This is a genomic window from Pseudomonas sp. Irchel s3a18, from assembly GCF_900187535.1.
Taxonomy (GTDB): Bacteria; Pseudomonadota; Gammaproteobacteria; order Pseudomonadales; family Pseudomonadaceae; genus Aquipseudomonas.
The window spans coordinates 110,221-133,388 of sequence record NZ_FYDV01000004.1; the positions used below are offsets into that span (position 1 = coordinate 110,221).

Below are 23,168 nucleotides of genomic sequence, written 5' to 3' on the forward strand. Positions count from 1 at the left end.
GAGTCGGGGCTTTTTGCATTCTGGCGGGCGATGGGTGGTGTAGCGGGATCGGTGCGATCTGCTTTACTCAGCCTTGCCAAGAGGCGTAGTCGTGCGAAGAAGCTTCTTTTCTATGAAAGCATGCTCAATGTCGCTTTGCTCGAGCAGATTGAAAAGGGGTTCTGCATGTCTTCCGCCATCGAGGCTTCGGTCGACAAGCTGGACAGCGTCCAGTTTCTGCGGGCAATAGCGGCGACGGCCGTGGTCGTTCAACACGTCCCGCTGTTTCGCAATGGTGCCTGGGGCGTCGACATCTTTTTCGTGATCAGTGGCTTCATCATGGCCCTGGTTACCGCCAAGTCGAAAAGACACTTTTTCACCAAGCGTGTGATCCGGGTCGTGCCGCTTTACTGGCTGGGCACCTTTGGCGTATTTGGCGTGGCTCTGCTGCTGCCCAGCTTGCTGGACAACACCACGGCGGATCTGACCGGCCTTATCAAGTCGCTGCTGTTCATTCCCTACCAGAAGGGTGAGTACGTTCAGCCACTGTTGTTCCTCGGCTGGACCCTGAACTTCGAGATGTTCTTCTACGTCCTGTTTGCTCTGTCCATGGCCATCAGTCATCGCCACCGCCTGCTGATCTGCTCGCTCGTACTCATGGTCCTGGTGTTGCTGGGGCAGTGGATGAAGTTCGACTCAGTGATTCTGGATTTCTATAGCTCTGAAATTCTTGCGGAATTTGCCTTTGGCATGGGCTGCTACGCGCTGTATGCCCGCACCGCTGGCTGGCGTGCCTCCGGGCCCACGATCGGGGTGCGAGTGGTTTTGGTGCTGATCAGTGTCACCTGTATTGCCAGCATGCCGTTCAATGAGACCTTTGCGACGACTCTGTGGCGCAGCATTTATTGGGGGATTCCGGCCACCTTGTGCTTTCTGGCGATGGTGCATGGTCTGGCAGGTCTGCGCCTGCCCTGGGGGATGGTGCTGCTCGGCGACGCCAGCTATTCCCTGTATCTGTTCCACCCCTACGTGATGAAGGTGTTCAACAAGGTTTTCCACGTGTTCGATACGTCGGGCCTGCTCGCCTACCTGATGGCAGCGCTGGCCATCGGCCTGTGTTATCTGGTCGCAATCAGCATCTATCGGCTGGTGGAGTTGCCATTGACCAGGCGGCTGCGCGTCATCTTCCTCGACCGTCATCGGGTTGGGAAGCTGCCACCGGAGTTGCCGGTGGAGCGCAGCGAATTGCGGGGTGAATGAGCGAGGTCAGAACAAATCGATCGGCGCGACTTCGTCCGCTGGCAGCGGGCTGCCCGGTGCGGTGCCGTTGCCCAGTTCGCTGCCGGTCGGTGGCGTGTCTTCGCTCTTGAACAGTTCGAAGTAGGCGCCCGGTGTGCCTGGCGATGCCGCGCGACCGCTGATCGGATCAACTCGCAGGCTGAGTATGCCTTCAGGTTCGGCCTGGGTATGGGGCGGCTTGTCCTTGAGCGCTGCGCCCATGTAGTTCATCCAGATGGGCAGTGCCACCGTGCCGCCGTACTCCCGTCTGCCCAGGCTCTCCGGCTGGTCGAATCCGGCCCAGACGGTGGTCACGTAGTCGGCGTTGTAACCCGAGAACCAGGCGTCCTTGGATTCGTTGGTGGTCCCGGTCTTGCCGGCGAGGTCGGTGCGCCCCAGGGCCAGGGCGCGGCGGCCCGTGCCAAGCTTGATCACGTCCTGCAGCATGCTGTTGAGGATGTAGGTCGTGCGCCCGTCGATGATGCGCTCGGCAACGGCCGGCGCGGGTGCGACGGCTTGATCGATCGGGGGCTGGGCTGGCGCGGCGTTGACCGTGAAGGCTTCGGTAGTCGGTACGGCAATGCCGTCGCTGGCGATGGCTCCCTGGGGCACGCTTGGCGGGTTGGCGACGAACAGCGTGTCGCCATTGCGGCTCTCGATCTTGTCGATGATGTACGGAGTGATCTTGTAGCCGCCGTTGGCAAAGGTGCTCCAGCCGGTCGCGATTTCCATCGGAGTCAGCGTCGCCGTGCCCAAGGCCAGCGAGAGGTTGCGTGGCAGGTCGTCCTTGTTGAAGCCGAACTTGCTGATGTAGTCGATGGTGCGGTCCACGCCCAGCGCCTGGAGCAGACGGATGGACACCAGGTTGCGCGACTTGTACAGCGCTTCACGCATGCGGATCGGGCCGAGGAAGGTGTTGGTGTCGTTCTTCGGGCGCCAGACCTTGTCCAGGTACTCGTCGACAAACACGATCGGCGCATCGTTCACCAGGCTGGAGGCGGTGTAGCCGTTATCCAGCGCGGCGCTGTAGACGAAGGGTTTGAAGCTCGAGCCCGGTTGACGCTTGGCCTGCATGGCGCGGTTGTAGTTGCTCTGTTCGAAGGCGAAGCCGCCGACCAGTGCGCGGATGGCCCCGTTTTGTGGATCCAGCGAGACCAGTGCGCCCTGAGCGACCGGGACTTGGCTGAACTTCAGGCTGTTATCCGGCTGACGTTGTACGCGGATCAGGTCACCGACCTGGGCGACGTCCGAAGGCTGGCGCGGGACAGGGCCCATGCTGTTGGTATTCAGGAACGGCCGCGCCCACTTCATGGTGTCCCAGCTGACGTGCTCCGCGCCGGTGCGGGTCAGCACCTGCAGGCCCAGCTTGTCGACCTGGGTGACGATGGCAGGCTCCAGGCCGCTGATGGTGCGCTGCTTGGTCAGCTCGGCAGCCCAGGCGTCGAGCGTCTTGCCCGGCAGGCGCGATTCAGGGCCGCGATAGCCGTGGCGCTGGTCGTAGGTCATCAGGCCTTCATGGACGGCGGTATTGGCCATCTCCTGAAGGTTGCTCGGCACGGTGGTGGTGACGCGGAAACCTTCCGTGTAGGCATCGCTGCCATAGCGCCCGACCATTTCGGCGCGGGCCATTTCAGCGATGTACGGCGCGTTCACTTCCGGAGTCGGCACATGGTAGCTGGCGTTCAGCGGTTCGTTGATCGCCGTGGTGTAGTCGGCTTCGGTGATTTTACCGAGCTTGTACATGCGCCCCAGGATCCAGTCGCGACGTTCCTTGCTGCGTGTCGGGTTGGCCAGCGGGTTGAAGCGCGACGGGGCCTTGGGCAGGCCGGCAATCATTGCCATCTGCGCCAGGCTGACGTCACGGATCGACTTGCCGTAATACACCTGTGCCGCGGCCTCGATGCCGTAGGCGCGGTTGCCCAGGTAGATCTTGTTCACATAGAGCTCGAGGATCTCGTCCTTGGTCAGCTGACGCTCGATCTGCAAGGCCAGGAGAATCTCCGTGGTCTTGCGCGAGAAGCTGCGTTCGCTGGTCAGGAAGAAGTTCTTGGCGACCTGCATGGTGATGGTGCTGCCGCCGGACTGGATGTGTCCGCTTTTGATCAGCTGGGTGGCGGCACGCATCAGGCTGCTGGGATCGACGCCATAGTGATTGGCGAAGTTGTCGTCTTCAGCACTTAGTAACGCATTAATGAAATTGGGGGGAATGTCGGCGAAACGTATCGGTGTACGGCGCATTTCGCCAAATTCTGCGATCAACTTGCCGTCGCTGCTATAGACCCGCAAAGGGATCTGCAACTGGATGCTTCTGAGCGCCTCCACCGAGGGGAGGCCCGGGCTAAGGTAAAGAAACGCGCCGCTCAGACTCAGGAGCAGTCCGCAGAAAATGGCGACGATGGACCACCCGAAAAATTTCAGCAGACGAATCAAGGCTTTTGGATATCCAGGGTAAAGAATGAATTAGGCGTCAGGGCATTCAGGGTTAGCAAGGATCGGCCTGCGCTTGCGAAAAGCGGAAAAAAACGATGGGCATTATAAGCACTTTTTCTACCTCAGGCGCATTTGGCCCCAGTGTCAAGACTCGGCTATTGAACGCAACGAACAATAAAGAGTCCGTAACTCACGGAAAGTCATAGGGAATTGGTAGTGCCAGGACTCTTCAATAAAAAGCGCCGCAGGCTGTTGGGCATCGACATCAGTTCAACCTCGGTCAGGCTTGTGGAGCTGAGCCGCTCTGGAACGCGCTATTGCGTCGAAGCCAGTGGGATGGAGCTGTTGCCAGCCGGTGCGGTGGTCGAGAAAAACATTGTCGAACTCGACGCTGTCGGGGCGGCACTGTCCCGGCTGCTGCAAAGGACCAGAAGCGATGTCAGGAATGCCGCGGTGGCGGTTTCCGGATCAGCGGTCATCACCAAAGTCATCGAACTGGATGCCGGGCTGTCAGTCGATGAGATGGAGTGTCAATTGAAGCTCGACGCCGACCAGTATATTCCCTATCCCCTCGACGAAGTCGCCATCGACTTCGAGGTCCAGGGTGTCGCTCGTCACAGTCCTGAGCGGGTAGAGGTGCTGCTGGCGGCCTGTCGCAAGGAAAGCATCGAGCTGCGTGAGGCTGCGCTGGCCTTGGCGGGTCTGACGGCCAAGGTGGTCGACATCGAGGCGTTTGCGCTGGAGCGGGCCTATGGCTTGCTGGTGCCACGGCTGGCGGGTTTACGTGAGCGCTCGATCGTGGCGCTGGTCGACATCGGTGACACCATGACCACGCTCAACGTGCTGCTCAATGGTCGAGTGATCTACACCCGTGAGCAACTGTTCGGCGGTCGCCAGTTGACCGAGGACATACAGCGACGATACGGCGTGTCTGTCGAGCAGGCGATGCTGGCCAAACGACAAGGTGGGCTGCCGGAAAACTACGCTCGAGAAGTCCTGCAGCCCTTTTGCGAGACGCTGGTGCAACAGGTGTCGCGCTCCTTGCAGTTTTTCTTTGCCTCAGGCCAGTACAGCACGATCGACCATATCGTGCTGGCCGGTGGCACGGCTTCGATCGACGGTCTGGGCCGCATGCTCGAGCAACGTCTGGAGACGCCAACGCTCGTGGCCAACCCGTTCGTCGGCATGACCTTGGGTCGCAAGGTCAATGCCGTTGCGCTGGCGACTGATGCACCGGCCTTGATGATTGCGTGCGGTCTGGCGCTGAGGAGCTTCGACTGATGGCGCGGATCAATCTACTGCCCTGGCGTGAAGCGCAGCGTGAGGAGCGTCGTCAGCGTTTCCTGCTGTTATTGGTGGGGGTCGTGGTCGTGGCGGTTGGCGTGATTTTGTTGGGCAATCACTGGATCAACAGCGCCATCGAACGGCAGATCGCCCGTAACGCCTATGTCAGCAGGCAGATTGCCGTGCTGGATGACCGGATCCGGCAGATCGGCGAGCTGAAAGCCCGGCGTGAACAACTCGTTGAGCGCATGGGGATTATCCAGGGCCTGCAGGGTAATCGACCGGTCAGTGGGCGAGTCTTTGACCAACTGGTGCGAACCCTGCCCGCTGGCGTGTACTTCACCGAGGTGAAGCGGGTCGACGACACGCTGTCCATCCGTGGTGCGGCACACTCCAGTGACCGGGTCTCGGATCTGATGCGCAATCTCGAGGGTTCCGACTGGTTCGGTGCGCCGAGCCTGAGCGAGGTCAAGACCGCGACGCCTGGCTCATCGGATCAGGCCAGTCTGTTCCGGTTGACTGTTCGCCAGGCAGTGCCGGCCACGACTGGGGGCGCGGAATGAGTCTGGTGCAATGGTTTGACGCGGTGCGCAAGGTCGATATCAATGAACTGGACTTGAACAACATCGGGTCGTGGCCTGCACCGGTCAAGGTCCTGGTCGGTGCATTGGTCATGGTTCTGGTGCTGGTGTTGGGCTACAACCTTCAGCTTCGCGACCTGGACGATCTGCTGGGGCAGGCGCGTGCCGGGGAGGCGAGCCTGAAGGCGCAGTTCTCGAGCAAGGCGCAATTGGCGGCCAACCTCGAGCCCTACACCGAGCAGATGAAAGCCATGGAAAGCGCGTTCGGTGTGCTACTCAGGCAACTGCCCGGCGATACCGAAGTACCAGGGCTGCTGGAGGACATCAGCCGAACCGGCCTGGGCAGTGGCCTGGCGTTCGAAGAGATCAAGCTGCTGCCGGAAGTCGCCCGGCCGTTCTATATCGAACTGCCGATCCAGATCACCGTCACGGGCGACTTTCATGACCTGGCGACCTTCGTCAGTGGAGTCGCGGGACTGCCCCGGATTGTCACCCTGCATGACTTCAGCATCGAGCCCGTCAGCCCAGGTCTCGACGCCAGGCTGCGCATGAGCATCCTGGCCAGGACCTACCGCTACAACGATACCGGGCGCCAGCCATGAGTACGCCGCGATGGCTCTTTCCTGTCGTGCTGGCGGGCAGTCTTGTCGGGTGTGACGGTGACAGCGACTTCAGCGACCTGGATGCCTATATGAACGAGGTGCTGGTGCGTCCGTCCGGCCAGATTGAGCCCATGCCGATCTTCCGCGCTTACCCGACGTTCACGTACAACGCTGCCTCGCTGCGCAGTCCGTTTTCAGCGCAGATCAGGCCGGGCCTGGCCGGTGGCGGTCATGGTTCGCGCGCTGTCCGGCCGGATCCCGCCCGGATCCGGCAATACCTGGAAGGTTTCAATATCGAGCAATTCGAAATGGTCGGCACGATCGCCAATGCCTCGGGCACCTTTGCGCTGTTGCGCGGTGCTGGTGGTGTGCATCGGCTCAAGGTGGGCGACTACCTGGGGCGTAACGACGGGCGGATTGTGGCGATCGGCGATGATCAGGTTGACGTGGTCGAAATTGTTCCCGATGGCGAGGGTGCCTGGCTGGAGCGACCGCGGACCCTCCCTCTGAAAGTGCACTCATAGTGGAACCCGAATCATGAACAGGACTCTTTCAATCCTCGGTCTGTCGCTAGGGATAGCGCTGCTTTCTCCGGGGGTTTCGGCGGCCAGGCTCAACGCGCTGGATGTCACAGCGCTACCGGGTGATCGCGTCGAGCTGAAACTGGCTTTCGATGGGCCACCCCCGGAACCTCATGGCTACACCATGGATAAACCCGCGCGAATTGCCCTCGATTTGCCGGGGGTGACCAGTCACCTGACCAGCAAGCACCGTGACCTGGGCGGTGCAAACGTACGCAGTGCCACGGTGGTCGAGGTCAAGGATCGAGCACGACTGGTGATCAACCTGGCGCAGTTGGCGCCCTACAGTGCGCGGGTCGAAGGCAATTCCTTGTTCGTGGTGGTCGGGCAGGCGGCTGCCGTTGCTCGCAAGGCAAGCCCAACCAAGGTCGCGCAGCCCTCCGGGAGCGCCGACCACGCGGGCAAGGCCATTCGTGGTGTGGACTTCCAGCGTGGAGAGCAGGGTGAGGGCAACGTTGTCATCGACTTGTCGGATCGAGGGATCAGCCCGGATATCCAGGAGCGCGACGGCAAGATCATCCTCAGCTTCGCCAGGACCCGCTTGCCCGAGCGGTTGCGGGTTCGCCTGGACGTCAAGGATTTCGCCACCCCGGTGCAATACGTCAATGCCAGTGCGTCCGCCGACAAGGCCAGCATCAGCATCGAGCCCAGTGGCGCCTTCGACTATTCGACCTTTCAAACCGACAACAAGTTGACCGTCAGTGTCCGCCCGATGGCCGTTGAGGATCTGCAAAAGCGCAATGTCGAGCGCTCTGCCTACAGTGGTGAAAAGCTATCGCTGAATTTTCAGGACATTGATGTGCGTTCAGTACTGCAACTGATCGCCGACTTCACCAATCTCAACCTGGTGGCCAGTGACACGGTGCAGGGCGGCATCACCTTGCGCTTGCAAAACGTGCCTTGGGACCAGGCGCTGGACCTGGTGCTCAAGACCAAGGGGCTGGATAAGCGCAAGCTTGGCAATGTCCTGCTGGTCGCCCCGGCGGACGAGATCGCCGCCCGCGAGCGCCAGGAACTGGAGTCGCTAAAGCAGATCGCCGAATTGGCACCGCTGCGTCGGGAACTGTTGCAGGTCAATTACGCCAAGGCGGTGGACATCGCCAAATTGTTCCAGTCGGTGACCAGTGCCGAGGCCAAGCGCGACGAGCGCGGCTCGATTACTGTCGATGAGCGCACCAACAACATCATCGCCTACCAGACCCGGGATCGCCTGGAGGAACTGAGGCGGATCGTCGCGCAACTGGATATTCCGGTGCGTCAGGTGATGATCGAGGCGCGTATCGTCGAGGCCAACGTCGATTACGACAAGAGCCTGGGTGTGCGCTGGGGTGGTTCGGTGCGTAGTGGCAACTGGAGCGCTTCGGGAGTTGACAGTGCGAAGGAGGGGGGCTTGGGCAGAAGCGCCAGCACCAGTTCACCGTTCGTCGACATGGGGGTGGCGGGCAATACGTCGGGCATCGGTATCGCCTACATCACCGATAACTTGTTGCTGGACCTTGAGCTGACGGCCATGGAGAAGACTGGCAATGGGGAGATTGTCTCGCAGCCCAAAGTAGTGACCTCCGACAAAGAGACCGCGAAGATCCTCAAGGGTACGGAAATCCCCTACCAGGAGTCTAGCTCCAGCGGCGCTACTTCGGTGTCGTTCAAGGAGGCCTCGCTGTCTTTGGAGGTGACACCGCAGATCACTCCCGACAACCGCATCATCATGGCGGTCAAGGTCACCAAGGACGAACCTGACTACCTGAACAAGGTGCAGGATGTACCGCCGATCAAGAAGAACGAGGTCAATGCCAATGTGCTGGTGACCGATGGCGAAACCATCGTTATTGGTGGGGTTTTCTCAAATACTCAGAGCAAGGTCGTAGATAAAGTGCCATTTCTCGGTGATGTGCCGTATCTTGGCCGCCTTTTCAGGCGTGACGTGGTGTCGGAGAAAAAATCCGAGCTGCTGGTATTTCTCACTCCGCGTATCATGAATAACCAGGCGATTGCTGTGAGTCATTGATTCTGTGCGAAATTTGATTCTTGTTGGGCCGATGGGTGCTGGTAAAAGCACCATCGGTCGCTTGTTGGCCAAAGAGTTGCGCCTGCCGTTCAAGGATTCCGATAAGGAAATTGAATTGCGCACGGGTGCCAATATCCCGTGGATCTTCGACAAAGAAGGCGAACCCGGCTTTCGTGACCGCGAGCAGGCGATGATCGCCGAATTGTGCGCGCTCGACGGCGTGGTGCTGGCGACGGGTGGTGGCGCGGTCATGCGCGAAGCCAATCGTCGTGCACTGCACGCCGGCGGGCGCGTGGTGTATTTGCATGCGTCGGTCGAGCAGCAGGTCGGGCGCACTTCGCGCGATCGCAATCGTCCGTTGCTGCGCACCGCCGATCCGGCCAAGACCCTGCGCGATCTGCTGACGCTGCGCGATCCGCTGTATCGGGAAATCGCCGACCTGGTGGTGGAAACCGATGAGCGGCCACCGCGGATGGTTGTCCTAGACATTCTGGAGCGCTTGCAGCAGCTTCCTCCCCGTTAATCCCCGGCGCGAAATGCGCTATCCTCGGCCTCGCGCCATGATGGCTTCGGGGTGTGGCGCGAGACGGGTGGGCAACGTCATTCAATCAGGTGTTGCCAATCGATAACAAAAGGCAGGGCACCTGATTCCAACTTCATTGTGGGGACACATGCAGACACTTAAGGTCGATTTAGGCGAGCGTAGCTACCCGATCCATATTGGCGAAGGGTTGCTGGACCAGCCCGAGTTGCTGGCGCCGCATATCGCTGGGCGGCAAGTGGCAATCATCTCCAACGAGACCGTTGCGCCACTGTATCTGGAGCGTCTGACCCGCAGCCTGGCACAGTTTTCCGTCATTTCGGTGGTGTTGCCCGATGGCGAAGCCTTCAAGACCTGGGAAACCCTGCAAACCATTTTCGATGGCCTGCTCACCGCACGCCATGACCGGCGCACCACCGTGATCGCCCTGGGCGGCGGCGTGATTGGCGACATGGCCGGTTTTGCCGCCGCCTGTTACCAGCGTGGTGTCGATTTCATCCAGGTACCGACCACCTTGCTGTCGCAAGTCGACTCCTCGGTAGGCGGCAAGACCGGGATCAACCATCCGTTGGGCAAAAACATGGTGGGCGCTTTCTATCAGCCGAACGTGGTGCTGATCGATACCGCCACCCTCAACACCTTGCCGGCCCGCGAACTGTCTGCCGGCCTGGCCGAAGTCATCAAGTACGGGTTGATCTGCGACGAGCCGTTCCTGACCTGGCTCGAAGACAACGTCGACCGCTTGCGCGCCCTCGACCAGGGCGCGCTGACCTACGCCATCGAGCGCTCCTGCGCGGCCAAGGCTGCGGTGGTTGGCGCCGATGAGCGTGAGTCCGGTGTGCGGGCCACGCTCAACCTGGGTCATACCTTTGGCCACGCTATCGAAACCCACATGGGCTATGGTGTCTGGCTACATGGCGAAGCGGTGGCTGCGGGCACGGTAATGGCGCTGGAGATGTCGTCGCGCCTGGGCTGGATCACACCCCAAGAGCGCGATCGCGGTATTCGCCTGTTCCAGCGTGCCGGGTTGCCGGTCATCCCGCCAGAAGAGATGACCCCTGCCGATTTTCTCGAACACATGGCAATAGACAAGAAAGTAATCGACGGCCGTTTGCGGCTGGTGTTGTTGCGCCGTATGGGCGAAGCCGTAGTGACCGACGATTATCCGAAAGAGGTTTTACAGGCCACGCTGGGAGCGGATTACCGCGCCCTGGCTCAGCTTAAAGGTTAATAAGATCCCCATGACCAGTTTGCATGCCGACGAGGCGTTCCTAGGCCACTACCAGTTGAACCATGACCCCTTTGCTCCACGGGTTCCAGGGTTCAAATTCTTCCCTGCCCAGCGCAAGCCCGTGCTGGGACAACTGCATCACCTGGCCCGTTATAGCCAGCTGTTGCTGGTGGTCACCGGGCCGCAAGGCAGCGGCAAGACCCTGTTGCGCCAGGCGCTGGTTGCCAGCACCAACAAGCAGACGGTACAGAGCGTGGTGGTCTCCGCCCGCGGTGCCGGTGATGCGGCCGGTGTGTTGCGTCAGGTGGCCCAGTGGCTGGAAATCGCGCAGGCTGAAGTCGGTGCGATCCTCAAGCAGGTGGTGCAGCTCGCGTTGACCGGCCAGGAAGTCTATCTGCTGGTGGACGACGCTGAGCAGCTCGACGAGTCGGCGCTTGAAGCGTTGCTGGCCCTGGCGGCCGGTGCGTCTGAGGGGCGTCCGCATGTGTTCCTGTTCGGTGAGCCGTCGCTGATCGCCGGGCTTGAGCAGTTGACGGGCGAGGAAGAGCGCTTCCACGTCATCGAACTGCAACCGTATGCCGAGGAGGAAACTCGCGAATACCTGGCACAGCGCCTTGAGGGTGCAGGTCAGGGAATCGAACTTTTCTCCGCCAATCAGATCTCTGAGATTCACGAAAGCTCCGACGGCTGGCCTGGAAACATCAATCAGGTTGCCCGCGATGCGATGATCGAAGCCATGATTGCTAGCCGCTCAGCGGTCAAGCGTCCAAGTATGGGGTTCAACATGCCGAAGAAACACGTATTGGCAATTTCCGCCGTCGTCGTGGTTGCGGTGGCCGCTGCCTGGTTGATGCCGGGTCGCAGCAAGACACCAACCACTGGCGCACCTGCCAACGAGCAGGCGCAACTGCCGCTCGGCCAGGGCACTCCAACACCGAACGGCGGCGCTCCGGCGGTCGAGTTCGCCGGTAATACCCAGCCGATGCCACTGCCGCTGGTCGGGCAATCCCAGCCGGTGATGCGGGGGCCGTTGGCTGAAGAGGCCGGTGGCATTACCGAGGGCGACGACGGTGTGCCGGTCGAAGGTTCCAGTGCTGTTCCGCCGACCGTGACCACCATTGCACCGCCGGCCGGCATTTCAGCCGGTCCTGCACCGACCCCGGCTCCAGCACCTGTTGCCAAGCCAGCGCCAGCGCCTGTCCAGGTTGCTACCGCCAAGCCTGCGCCTGCTCCTGCGGCCAAACCGGCTCCTGTTGCCAAGCCTGCTCCAGCGGCCAAGCCGGCCGAGAAGCCAGCCACTGTCGCCAAGGCGACATCCGGTGGCAGTTGGTATGCCGGTCAGGCTCCGGGCAGCTACGTCGTACAGATCCTGGGCACCAGCTCGGAAGCCACGGCGCAGAATTTCGTCAAAGAGCAAGGCGGCCAGTACCGCTATTTCAAGAAAGTGCTCAACGGCAAGCCGCTTTACGTCATCACTTACGGCAGCTTCGCCAACCGCGATGCAGCTGTTACCGCTATCAAGGCCTTGCCAGCGAAGGTTCAGGCTGGTAAACCTTGGCCTCGCACTGTCGCCAGCGTCCAACAGGAACTGGCAGCAACTCGCTGAAGATTCGGCGGCCTTATCCAGGCCGCCTCTCCAAGCACCTCAAAATTTCTACAAGTGCGCGCAGCCCTACAGGCCGCGTGCCTTGTGGTGTCTGCGTCACAGTAGTCTTTGGGTCGTTGCGGTCAACATCAAAAATGTTTTGACTAGCACAGCATATCGCTTTAAACCTTTCATAAATGCGACATAGATTTGCGACATTTCGTCGTCAAATTTGTGAGCCTCTGTGTCGGTGTGTACAATGACCTCCCTTTTGCCCCCGCAAAGCTGGCGTACGTTCGGCGCGGAAGGTAAGCGGTTGAATTAAAAAGAAATTTGTCTCTGTAAGAGGCAGCCTGGTGAGAAAGTGTCTATGAAAGCAGGTCTGTACCAACCCGATGAATTCAAGGATAACTGCGGTTTCGGCCTGATAGCCCATATGCAGGGCGAACCCAGTCATACCCTTTTGCAAACGGCCATCGAGGCCCTGACCTGCATGACCCACCGCGGTGGGATCAACGCCGACGGCAAGACCGGTGACGGTTGCGGTCTGCTGATTCAGAAACCGGATGTGTTCCTGCGTGCCATCGCCCAGGAAACCTTCGGTGTGGAACTGCCCAAGCAATATGCAGTGGGCATGGTCTTCTTCAACCAGGATCCGGTCAAAGCCGAAGCTGCTCGCGAGAACATGAACCGCGAGATCCTGGCTGAGGGCCTGCAACTGATCGGCTGGCGCAAAGTGCCAATCGACACCAGCGTCCTTGGCCGCCTGGCCCTGGAACGGTTGCCGCAGATCGAACAAGTGTTCATCGCCGGTGATGGCCTGAGCGATCAGGACATGGCGATCAAGCTATTCAGCTCCCGTCGTCGCTCGTCCGTGGCCAACGCCGCCGACACCGACCACTACATCTGCAGCTTTTCCCACAAGACCATCATTTACAAAGGCCTGATGATGCCGGCGGATTTGACCGCCTTCTATCCAGACCTGAGTGACCAGCGCCTGCAAACCGCGATTTGCGTGTTCCACCAGCGCTTCTCCACCAACACCTTGCCGAAATGGCCGCTGGCTCAACCGTTCCGCTTCCTGGCGCACAACGGCGAGATCAACACCATCACCGGCAACCGCAACTGGGCCGTGGCCCGTCGCACCAAGTTCACCAACGATCTGATGGACCTGGAAGAGCTCGGCCCGCTGGTCAACCGCGTCGGTTCCGACTCCTCGAGCATGGACAACATGCTGGAGCTGATGGTCACCGGTGGTATCGACCTGTTCCGTGGCGTGCGTATGATCATTCCGCCTGCGTGGCAGAACGTCGAGACCATGGACCCGGACCTGCGGGCGTTCTACGAATACAACTCGATGCACATGGAGCCGTGGGACGGCCCGGCCGGCGTGGTCATGACCGATGGTCGCTACGCGGTGTGCCTGCTCGACCGTAACGGTCTGCGTCCGGCGCGTTGGGTCACCACCAAAAACGGCTTTATCACCCTGGCCTCGGAAATCGGTGTCTGGAACTACCAGCCTGAAGACGTGATCGCCAAGGGCCGCGTGGGACCTGGTCAAATCTTTGCCGTGGACACCGAAACCGGTCAGATCCTCGACACCGACGCCATCGACAACCGTTTGAAGTCCCGTCATCCCTACAAGCAATGGCTGCGCAAGAATGCCCTGCGCATCCAGGCGACCATGGAAGACAACGACCACGGTTCGGCCTTCTACGACGTCGACCAGCTCAAGCAGTACATGAAGATGTACCAGGTCACCTTCGAAGAGCGTGACCAGGTGCTGCGTCCATTGGGCGAGCAGGGCTACGAAGCGGTTGGCTCCATGGGCGACGACACGCCGATGGCCGTGCTGTCCCAGCGTGTGCGCACGCCGTACGACTATTTCCGTCAGCAGTTCGCGCAGGTCACCAACCCGCCGATCGACCCGCTGCGCGAAGCCATCGTCATGTCGCTGGAAATCTGCCTCGGTGCCGAGCGCAACATCTTCCAGGAGTCGCCGGAACACGCCTCGCGCGTGATCCTCAGCTCGCCGGTCATTTCCCCGGCCAAGTGGCGCTCGCTGATGAACCTCGATCGCCCGGGCTTCGAACGCCAGGTCATCGACCTCAACTACGATGAGGCCGTGGGCCTTGAAGCCGCCGTGCGCAATGTCGCCGATCAGGCAGAAGAAGCCGTGCGTTCCGGTCGCACCCAGATCGTGCTGAGTGACCGCCACATTGCCCCGGGCAAGTTGCCGATCCACGCTTCGCTCGCCACCGGCGCGGTACACCACCGCCTGACCGAAAAAGGCCTGCGTTGCGACTCCAACATCCTGGTCGAGACCGCCACCGCTCGCGATCCGCACCACTTCGCGGTGCTGATCGGTTTCGGCGCCTCGGCGGTCTATCCGTTCCTGGCCTACGAAGTGCTGGGTGACCTGATCCGCACCGGTGAAGTACTGGGCGACCTCTATGAGGTGTTCAAGAACTACCGCAAAGGCATCACCAAAGGCCTGCTGAAGATCCTGTCGAAGATGGGCATCTCGACCATCGCCTCGTATCGCGGTGCTCAGTTGTTCGAAGCCATCGGCCTGTCCGAGGAAGTGTGCGACCTGAGCTTCCGTGGCGTGCCGAGCCGCATCAAGGGTGCGCGCTTCGTCGACATCGAAGCCGAGCAAAAGGCCCTGGCTGCCGAAGCCTGGAGCCCGCGCAAGCCGATCCAGCAGGGTGGTTTGCTGAAGTTCGTCCACGGTGGCGAATATCACGCCTACAACCCGGACGTGGTCAACACCCTGCAAGCCGCTGTGCAGCAGGGTGACTACAGCAAGTTCAAGGAATACACGGCGCTGGTGGACAACCGTCCGGTGTCGATGATCCGCGACCTGTTCAAGGTCAAGACCCTGGATACGCCGCTGGACATCAGCGAGATCGAACCGCTGGAATCGGTGCTCAAGCGCTTCGACTCCGCCGGTATCTCCCTGGGCGCCCTGTCGCCGGAAGCTCACGAAGCCCTGGCCGAAGCCATGAACCGCCTGGGTGCGCGTTCCAACTCCGGCGAAGGCGGCGAAGACCCGGCGCGCTACGGCACCATCAAGAGCTCGAAAATCAAGCAGGTGGCGACCGGCCGCTTCGGTGTGACCCCGGAGTACCTGGTCAACGCTGAAGTGCTGCAGATCAAAGTCGCCCAGGGTGCCAAGCCCGGCGAAGGGGGGCAGTTGCCGGGCGGCAAGGTCAACGGTCTGATCGCCAAGCTGCGTTATGCCGTGCCGGGCGTGACCCTGATCTCGCCTCCGCCGCACCACGACATCTACTCGATCGAAGACTTGTCGCAGCTGATTTTCGACCTCAAGCAAGTCAACCCGAAGGCGCTGGTCTCGGTGAAACTGGTTGCCGAAGCAGGCGTCGGTACCATCGCCGCCGGTGTGGCCAAGGCTTACGCGGACCTGATCACCATCTCCGGCTACGACGGCGGCACCGGTGCATCGCCACTGACCTCGATCAAGTATGCGGGCGCTCCATGGGAGCTGGGCCTGGCGGAAACCCACCAGACCCTGCGCGGCAACGACCTGCGCGGCAAGGTCCGGGTGCAGACCGACGGCGGCCTGAAAACCGGCCTCGACGTGATCAAGGCTGCGATTCTCGGTGCTGAAAGCTTCGGCTTCGGCACCGCGCCGATGATCGCCCTGGGCTGCAAATACCTGCGTATCTGCCACCTGAACAACTGCGCCACCGGTGTGGCGACCCAGAACGAGAAGCTGCGCAAGGACCACTACATCGGGACCGTCGACATGGTGGTGAACTTCTTCACCTACGTCGCCGAAGAAACCCGTGAGTGGCTGGCCAAGCTGGGCGTGCGTTCCCTCGAGGAACTGATCGGCCGCACCGACCTGCTGGAAATCCTCGAAGGGCAGACTGCCAAGCAGAACCACCTGGACCTGACTCCGTTGCTGGGCAGCGATCACATCCCGGCGGACAAGCCACAGTTCTGCGAAGTGGACCGCAACCCGCCGTTCGACAAAGGCCTGCTGGCCGAGAAAATGGTCGACCTGGCCACCTCGGCGATCAACGACATGTGCGGCGCTGATTTCGCTCTGGATATCTGCAACTGCGACCGTTCCATCGGCGCACGGATCTCCGGTGAAATCGCGCGCAAACACGGCAATCAGGGCATGGCCAATGCGCCGATCACCTTCCGCTTCAAAGGCACGGCCGGTCAGAGCTTCGGTGTGTGGAACGCCGGCGGCCTGAACATGTACCTGGAAGGCGACGCCAACGACTACGTCGGCAAAGGCATGACCGGCGGCAAGCTGGTCATCGTGCCGCCCAAGGGCAGCATCTACAAGACTCAAGACAGTGCCATTATCGGCAACACCTGCCTGTATGGCGCCACCGGCGGCAAGCTGTTCGCTGCCGGTACCGCGGGCGAGCGCTTCGCGGTGCGTAACTCCGGTGCCCACACCGTGGTGGAAGGCACGGGCGATCACTGCTGCGAATACATGACCGGTGGTTTCGTCTGTGTCCTGGGCAAGACCGGTTACAACTTCGGTTCAGGCATGACCGGCGGTTTCGCCTACGTGCTCGACCAGGACAACAGCTTCGTTGACCGGGTCAACCACGAACTGGTGGAAATCCAGCGGATCAGCGGCGAGGCGATGGAAGCCTACCGCAGCCACTTGCAACGCGTGCTGAACGAATACGTCGAGGAAACCGACAGCGAATGGGGCCGTAACCTCGCTGAAAACCTTGATGACTATCTGCGTCGTTTCTGGCTGGTCAAGCCCAAGGCTGCCAACCTGAAATCGTTGCTTTCCAGCACCCGTGCGAATCCGCAGTGACGCAGCTGCAAGCGGCAAGTTTCAAGCCGCAAGTTAAATGCAGTGCGCGATAGGCCTGCTACCGTGATTGTCTTGCAGCTTGAAGCTTGTAGCTTGAAGCTGCTGCTAAGAGGTTTTTTGTAATGGCTGAACGTCTGAATAATGACTTCCAGTTCATCGAGGTCGGGCGCAAGGATCCGAAGAAGAAACTGTTGCGTCAACGCAAGAAAGAGTTCGTGGAAATCTACGAACCCTTCAAACCCCAGCAGTCGGCCGACCAGGCCCACCGCTGCCTGGGTTGCGGTAACCCGTATTGCGAATGGAAGTGCCCGGTGCACAACTTCATTCCCAACTGGCTGAAGCTGGTGGCCGAGGGCAATATCCTCGCCGCCGCCGAACTGTCGCACCAGACCAACACCCTGCCGGAAGTCTGCGGCCGGGTGTGCCCGCAGGACCGTCTGTGCGAAGGTGCCTGCACCCTTAACGACGGCTTCGGCGCGGTGACCATCGGTTCGGTGGAGAAGTACATCACCGACACCGCGTTCGCCATGGGCTGGCGCCCGGACATGTCCAAGGTCAAGCCGACCGGCAAGCGTGTGGCGGTGATCGGTGCGGGGCCTGCGGGCCTGGGCTGTGCCGACGTGCTGGTGCGCGGTGGCGTGACCCCGGTGGTGTTCGACAAGAACCCGGAAATCGGCGGTCTGCTGACCTTCGGTATCCCTGAGTTCAAGCTGGAAAAGACCGTGCTGAGCAATCGCCGCGAAGTCTTTACCGGCATGGGCATCGAGTTCCGCCTGAACACCGAAGTGGGCAAGGACGTGACCATCGAGCAGTTGCTCGAAGAATACGATGCCGTGTTCATGGGCATGGGCACCTACACCTACATGAAGGGCGGCTTTGCCGGTGAGGACCTGCCGGGTGTCTATGACGCCCTGGATTTCCTGATTGCCAACGTCAATCGCAACCTGGGCTTTGAAAAGTCGCCGGAAGATTTCGTCGACATGAAGGGCAAGAAGGTCGTGGTCCTCGGCGGTGGCGACACGGCGATGGACTGCAACCGGACCTCGATCCGCCAGGGCGCCAAGTCGGTGACCTGCGCCTATCGTCGTGACGAAGCGAACATGCCGGGCTCGCGCAAAGAAGTGAAGAACGCCAAGGAAGAAGGCGTGAAGTTCCTCTATAACCGCCAGCCAATCGCCATTGTTGGTGAAGACAAGGTCGAAGGCGTGAAGGTGGTCGAGACCCGTCTCGGCGAGCCAGACGCCCGTGGCCGTCGCAGCCCCGAGCCGATCCCGGGCTCCGAAGAGATCATCCCGGCCGACGCCGTGGTCATCGCTTTCGGATTCCGTCCAAGCCCGGCGCCGTGGTTCGAGCAGTTCGAGATCCAGACCGACAGCCAGGGCCGTGTTGTCGCCCCGGAACAAGGAAAGTTCAAGCACCAGACCAGCAACCCGAAAATCTTCGCCGGTGGCGACATGGTGCGCGGTTCCGACCTGGTGGTAACGGCAATCTTCGAAGGCCGCAATGCCGCCGAAGGGATCCTGGATTACCTGGGGGTCTGAAGACCCCAGCGGCAAGCTTCAAGCGGCAAGCTGCAAGTTAAAGCAATCGCGCTCTTAACTTGTGGCTTGTAGCTTGTCGCTCGTCACTGTCTTTCTGCGTCTCGCTCTGAGAAAATGCCCGCACTTTTTTTCCGGATGCCGACATGACTGCCCTGAAGAACGACCGTTTCCTTCGCGCCCTGCTCAAGCAACCCGTAGACGTCACGCCCGTGTGGATGATGCGTCAGGCCGGTCGCTACCTGCCTGAATACCGCGCCAGCCGTGCCAAGGCCGGCGACTTCATGAGCCTGTGCATGAACCCATCGTTCGCTTGCGAAGTCACGATGCAGCCGCTCGACCGTTATCCACAGCTGGATGCGGCGATCCTGTTCTCCGATATCCTGACCATCCCCGATGCCATGGGCCAAGGCCTGTACTTCGAGACCGGCGAAGGTCCGCGCTTCAAGAAAGTCGTCAGCACGATGGCCGACATCGAAGCCCTGCCGATTCCTGATCCGCACAAAGACCTCGGCTACGTGATGGACGCGGTCAGCACCATCCGCCGCGAACTGAACGGCCGCGTGCCGCTGATCGGCTTTGCCGGCAGCCCATGGACCCTGGCCACCTACATGGTCGAAGGCGGCTCGTCGAAAGACTACCGCAAGACCAAAACCATGCTCTACGACAACCCGCAAGCCTTGCACCTGCTGCTGGACAAGCTCGCGCAGACGGTCACCAGCTACCTCAACGGCCAGATCATGGCCGGTGCGCAAGCGGTACAGATCTTCGACAGCTGGGGCGGCAGCCTCTCGGCGGCGGCATACCAGGAATTCTCCCTGGCCTACATGCGCAAAATCGTCAGCGGCCTGATCCGTGAGCACGAAGGCCGCAAAGTGCCTGTCATCCTGTTCACCAAGAACGGTGGCCTGTGGCTGGAAAGCATCGCTGACGCTGGCGCTGATGCATTGGGCCTGGACTGGACCTGCGACATCGGCAGCGCCCGTGACCGCGTCGGCAGCAAGGTGGCCCTGCAAGGCAACATGGACCCTACCGTGCTCTACGCCAAGCCAGAAGCGATCCGTGCCGAAGTCGGGCGGATCCTCGCCAGCTACGGCAAAGGCAGTGGCCACGTGTTCAACCTCGGCCACGGTATCACCCCGGAAGTCGACCCGGAACACGCTGGCGCCTTCCTGCGCGCGGTGCACGAGTTGTCGGCGCAGTACCACGAGTAATCGTGAGCGGATGAGCAAAACGCCCGGCCGATGCCGGGCGTTTTCATGGGCGCGGATTAAGTTTCAATTCAGCGAGCCTGATTATGCTGGGGCCATCGAAATCAACACGGAATCATCCCCATGAAAGCTCGTTACCTCGCTCTGCTGATTGCCCCGCTGTTCAGTACCGCTGCTTTGGCTGCCGGCTACACCGGTCCTGGGGCCGAGGTGGTGACCTCCGTGGCCGCCGCCAACGATGCCGCTGACGACACCCCGGTGGTCCTGCAGGGCTTCGTGGTCAAGAAGCTGAACAACGACGACAAGTACGAATTCAAGGACGCCACGGGCACTGTCACGGTCGAAATCGATAATGAGGACCTGCCAGCCGTCGCCTTCAACGACAAGACCCGGGTCAAGCTGACCGGTGAAGTGGAAAAGGGCTTGATCAAGCGTGAGATCGATGTCGATCTGCTGGAGATCATCAACTAAGACGTCGTTTCTTCCCAAGGGCCGCCATGCGGCCCTTTTTGCGTCAGGCTCTGGCGCTCTCTGCCAACGTCGGCAATTTCGCCAGTTTCAACGCCACCCACAAGGCAACCAGCAACAATCCGCCGATAAACAGGCCAATCCCGTTCCAGCCACCCAGGTGCCAGAAAACGCCGCCTGCGGTACCGGCGATGCTGGAGCCGGCGTAATAACTGAACAGATACAGCGACGAGGCCTGGCCCTTGGCTTTGGTGGCGCGGCGGCCGATCCAGCTGCTGGCCACCGAGTGTGCGCCGAAGAAGCCAAAGGTGAAGATCAGCATGCCAATGATCACCAGCGGCAACGGGCTGAGCATGGTCACGGCCAGGCCGGCGAGCATCAGCACGATGGTTGCCCAGAGCACTTTACGCCGCCCCAGCCTGTCGGCCAGCGAGCCGATTTTCGCCGAGCTGTAGATGCCCGACAGGTAAACCACAGACAGCAGGCCGACAAAGGCCTGGTCCATGTGGTACGGCGTGGCTAGCAGGCGATAGCCGATGTAGTTGAACAAGGTGACGAACGCGCCCATCAGCACAAAGGCCTCAAGGAACAGCAACGGCAGGCCGGCATCGCGAAAGTGCATGCGGAAGCCTTCGAGCAGACTGCGCGGGTGCATTGAGCGCGAGCGGAAGTTGCGTGACTCAGGAAGGATCTTCCAGAACACCGCGGCCGCGATCAGTGCCAGGCCGCCGATCACCAGCATCGCCGTGTGCCAGTTGACGAAGTCGATCAGCACGCCAACGATCAATCGGCCGCACATCCCGCCAATGGCGTTGCCACCGATGTACAGGCCCATCGCCAAGCCGATGTGTTGTGGATGAATCTCTTCGCTCAGGTACGTCATGGCCACCGCCGCCAGCCCGCTGAGGGACAAGCCGGTCAAGGCGCGCATCAGCAGAATCCCCTCCCAGGTCGGCATCATGGCGCTGGCGATGGTGCACAGCGCAGCGGCAAACAGGGCAGCCACCATCACCGGCTTGCGGCCGATGCGGTCGGAGATGGGGCCGGTAACCAGCAGGCCGATGGCGAGCATCCCGGTAGCCACCGACAGGATCAGGCTGCTCTGTGCGGCGTTGATCGAAAATTCATGGGAGAACAGCGGCATCATCGGCTGCACGCAATAGAGCAGGGCGAAGGTGGCAAAGCCGCCACTGAACAGCGCCAGCACGGTGCGCATGAACATCGGCGTGCCTTTTTCGATGTACACCTCGTTCAGTTGGGCGACCCCATCGTCTAGAGCGGCAGGCGGTATTTCATGGGCGAGTGGAGCGACAGCAGTTTTCACGGGGGACCTCGGGAGTGCATAGCCGGGCGGGCAATGAAAAAATCATATAGCCGGCTAATATTTCTATCCAATATATTGTTCGACCTGTTTGAGAGCTTTTACGACCTAATGGGGTTTTCATGGAATTGCGTCATCTGCGCTACTTCATCGCCGTCGCCGAAGAACTGCATTTCGGCCGCGCTGCACAGGTCCTGGGCATCTCCCAGCCTCCCCTGAGTCAGCAGATCCAGGTGCTGGAACAGGAAGTCGGTGCCCGCTTGTTCGAGCGTACCAATCGTCGGGTCGAGCTCAGTGAGGCCGGTCGGCTGTTCCTTGAAGAGGCGCGGCTGGTGCTGGCCCAGGTCGACAAAGCCGCCGATGTGGCCCGCCGTGCCCAACTCGGCGAGTTGGGGGAGTTGAAGATCGGCTTCACCTCATCCGCACCGTTCAACTCGACCATCCCCCAGGCCATCTTCTCGTTTCGCCAACGCTTCCCGGCCGTGCACCTGAACCTGCGGGAAATGAGCAGCACCCAGGTCGCCGATGCGCTGGTGGATGAGTCGATTCAGGTCGGTATCATGCGGCCGTTGCCGCTGCCGGATTCGCTTGAGGTGGTCGAGCTGACGCGTGAGCCGTTGGTGGCGGTGCTCAGCTCCAAGGACCCGTTGTCGGTAGGCAGCGAGGAGGGTGTGTTCCTGTCGGCGCTGGCCAATGAGCCGTTCGTGTTCTTCCCGCGCAGCTACGGCAGTGGCCTTTACGCGCAACTGTTGAGCCTGGCGCGTGACGCCGGGTTCAGCCCGCACTTCGCCCAGGAGGCCGGCGAGGCCATGACCATCATCGGCCTGGTGGCCGCCGGCCTGGGCGTGTCGGTGTTGCCCGCGTCTTACCAGCGGATGCGCATCGACGGTGTGGTCTACCGCCCCTTGCTTGACCCGCTGGCGATGTCGGCGGTGTGGCTGGTGCAGCGCAAGGACCAGAAATCACCGATGGCCAAGGCGTTTGTCGAGTTACTGACGCGCAAGATTGAATTCAGTAGTTAGCATCGGGGATTACATCGTTACCTTGGGCGCTCGACGAAGGACCAATGACAATTGATTTAGGTTGTTAGCGTGATATAGCTATTTTGAAAAGTTGAAGTTGATGCGCAATGTAAGTGCCGAACGTCACCGAGTATAGGGTGAAGAGCAATATGTGATTTGGGGCATGCCAATAGTTAATGTTGGAAGTTAAAATTGCGGATGAAGCTATGGACAGCGCTGCGCAGGCTGCCGCTGAACGATGCTCAAGGCTAATTTTATTTCTCGTGAAAATTATTGTTTGAACTGCTGAAAATAAAGCGAGCGCGATGAGTGTGGCTGTTATGAATGATAGCGGAATGGCTATGGAGTCTTGATCATTCGGGTAAAGTCCGATTTTGAAGTTGGTGATGACGGTCTGGACGCTTGCGATTGTAGTGGTTATTAGTGATAGGTAGTATAGGCATGTCAGGCGCCAAATTTTCTTGTTCACAAGATGTTTCCTGGGGCGGTAGCTTTATGAAAAGCTACTGTGACCACTTCAGGTTGTGGTGGAGGCATGACGTAGGTCCCGTCAATGATTATGCCGTCCGTGGACCAATATCCTCCGAAAGTTCCTCTCCATACTCCAGTGATGGATGTTGCAGGTAATTCGCTTTTGTTTTGTGGCATGGCCTTGATCCTTGGCGGAAATGTTATCCAAGTTTATTTTTGTT

Annotated in this window: 16 protein-coding genes; 14 read left to right on the forward strand and 2 right to left on the reverse strand. The window is 60.4% G+C overall.

The annotated features are described in order from the left end of the window. Nucleotides 1-165 precede the first annotated feature (165 nt). On the forward strand, nucleotides 166-1,239 hold the full coding sequence (locus CKW29_RS07735; RefSeq protein ID WP_159950264.1) for an acyltransferase: 1,074 nt from the start codon (nucleotides 166-168) through the stop codon (nucleotides 1,237-1,239). 6 nt (nucleotides 1,240-1,245) lie between these two features. On the opposite strand, the gene CKW29_RS07740 is transcribed toward CKW29_RS07735, so the two are convergent. Continuing rightward, nucleotides 1,246-3,684 (reverse strand): penicillin-binding protein 1A, encoded by a 2,439-nt coding sequence (locus CKW29_RS07740; protein WP_371850788.1) that lies wholly within the window; start codon nucleotides 3,682-3,684, stop codon nucleotides 1,246-1,248. A 219-nt stretch (nucleotides 3,685-3,903) separates the two neighbouring features. Here CKW29_RS07740 and CKW29_RS07745 point away from each other — a divergent pair, with 219 nt between their 5' ends. The 12 genes from CKW29_RS07745 to CKW29_RS07805 all read left to right on the forward strand — a co-directional run bounded on the left by CKW29_RS07745 (nucleotide 3,904) and on the right by CKW29_RS07805 (nucleotide 20,136). Beyond that, nucleotides 3,904-4,968, forward strand: coding sequence for a pilus assembly protein PilM (locus tag CKW29_RS07745; RefSeq protein WP_095148241.1), 1,065 nt, complete (start codon nucleotides 3,904-3,906; stop codon nucleotides 4,966-4,968). After that, the gene (locus CKW29_RS07750; RefSeq protein WP_095144638.1) at nucleotides 4,968-5,534 is read left to right on the forward strand and encodes a PilN domain-containing protein; all 567 of its coding nucleotides are present in this window, start codon (nucleotides 4,968-4,970) and stop codon (nucleotides 5,532-5,534) included. Before CKW29_RS07745 ends, CKW29_RS07750 begins: the two co-directional genes overlap by 1 nt. After that, entirely contained in the window at nucleotides 5,531-6,154 is a 624-nt protein-coding gene (locus CKW29_RS07755) for a type 4a pilus biogenesis protein PilO (RefSeq protein ID WP_095144639.1), read from the forward strand. The genes CKW29_RS07750 and CKW29_RS07755 overlap by 4 nt, the downstream gene beginning before the upstream one ends. Then, nucleotides 6,151-6,678, forward strand: coding sequence for a pilus assembly protein PilP (locus tag CKW29_RS07760; protein ID WP_095144640.1), 528 nt, complete (start codon nucleotides 6,151-6,153; stop codon nucleotides 6,676-6,678). The genes CKW29_RS07755 and CKW29_RS07760 overlap by 4 nt, the downstream gene beginning before the upstream one ends. 13 nt (nucleotides 6,679-6,691) lie before the next feature. Then, nucleotides 6,692-8,743 carry a type IV pilus secretin PilQ gene (gene pilQ / locus CKW29_RS07765; protein ID WP_095144641.1) on the forward strand — a complete coding sequence of 684 codons (2,052 nt, stop codon included), beginning with the start codon at nucleotides 6,692-6,694 and terminating at the stop codon, nucleotides 8,741-8,743. Between the two features lie 4 nt (nucleotides 8,744-8,747). After that, nucleotides 8,748-9,266 carry a shikimate kinase AroK gene (aroK, locus tag CKW29_RS07770; protein WP_095078024.1) on the forward strand — a complete coding sequence of 173 codons (519 nt, stop codon included), beginning with the start codon at nucleotides 8,748-8,750 and terminating at the stop codon, nucleotides 9,264-9,266. Nucleotides 9,267-9,414: 148 nt separating this feature from the next. Beyond that, nucleotides 9,415-10,515, forward strand: a complete 1,101-nt coding sequence (aroB, locus tag CKW29_RS07775) for a 3-dehydroquinate synthase (protein WP_095144642.1) — start codon at nucleotides 9,415-9,417, stop codon at nucleotides 10,513-10,515. Nucleotides 10,516-10,525: 10 nt separating this feature from the next. Continuing rightward, nucleotides 10,526-12,121 carry an SPOR domain-containing protein gene (locus tag CKW29_RS07780; protein ID WP_095148242.1) on the forward strand — a complete coding sequence of 532 codons (1,596 nt, stop codon included), beginning with the start codon at nucleotides 10,526-10,528 and terminating at the stop codon, nucleotides 12,119-12,121. A 349-nt stretch (nucleotides 12,122-12,470) separates the two neighbouring features. Beyond that, nucleotides 12,471-16,916 (forward strand): glutamate synthase large subunit, encoded by a 4,446-nt coding sequence (gltB, locus tag CKW29_RS07790; RefSeq protein ID WP_095148243.1) that lies wholly within the window; start codon nucleotides 12,471-12,473, stop codon nucleotides 16,914-16,916. A 122-nt stretch (nucleotides 16,917-17,038) separates the two neighbouring features. Further along, nucleotides 17,039-18,457 carry an FAD-dependent oxidoreductase gene (locus tag CKW29_RS07795; protein WP_095148244.1) on the forward strand — a complete coding sequence of 473 codons (1,419 nt, stop codon included), beginning with the start codon at nucleotides 17,039-17,041 and terminating at the stop codon, nucleotides 18,455-18,457. A gap of 143 nt (nucleotides 18,458-18,600) precedes the next feature. Beyond that, nucleotides 18,601-19,668 (forward strand): uroporphyrinogen decarboxylase, encoded by a 1,068-nt coding sequence (gene hemE / locus CKW29_RS07800; protein ID WP_095144645.1) that lies wholly within the window; start codon nucleotides 18,601-18,603, stop codon nucleotides 19,666-19,668. Between the two features lie 120 nt (nucleotides 19,669-19,788). Beyond that, complete coding sequence (locus tag CKW29_RS07805) at nucleotides 19,789-20,136, forward strand: YgiW/YdeI family stress tolerance OB fold protein (protein WP_095148245.1); 348 nt, start codon at nucleotides 19,789-19,791, stop codon at nucleotides 20,134-20,136. A gap of 43 nt (nucleotides 20,137-20,179) precedes the next feature. Here the strand turns inward: CKW29_RS07805 and CKW29_RS07810 are convergent, their stop codons facing one another. Continuing rightward, nucleotides 20,180-21,457, reverse strand: coding sequence for an MFS transporter (locus CKW29_RS07810; RefSeq protein WP_095148246.1), 1,278 nt, complete (start codon nucleotides 21,455-21,457; stop codon nucleotides 20,180-20,182). A 119-nt stretch (nucleotides 21,458-21,576) separates the two neighbouring features. Here CKW29_RS07810 and CKW29_RS07815 point away from each other — a divergent pair, with 119 nt between their 5' ends. Further along, nucleotides 21,577-22,476, forward strand: a complete 900-nt coding sequence (locus tag CKW29_RS07815; RefSeq protein WP_095144648.1) for a LysR family transcriptional regulator — start codon at nucleotides 21,577-21,579, stop codon at nucleotides 22,474-22,476. Nucleotides 22,477-23,168: the final 692 nt, after the last annotated feature.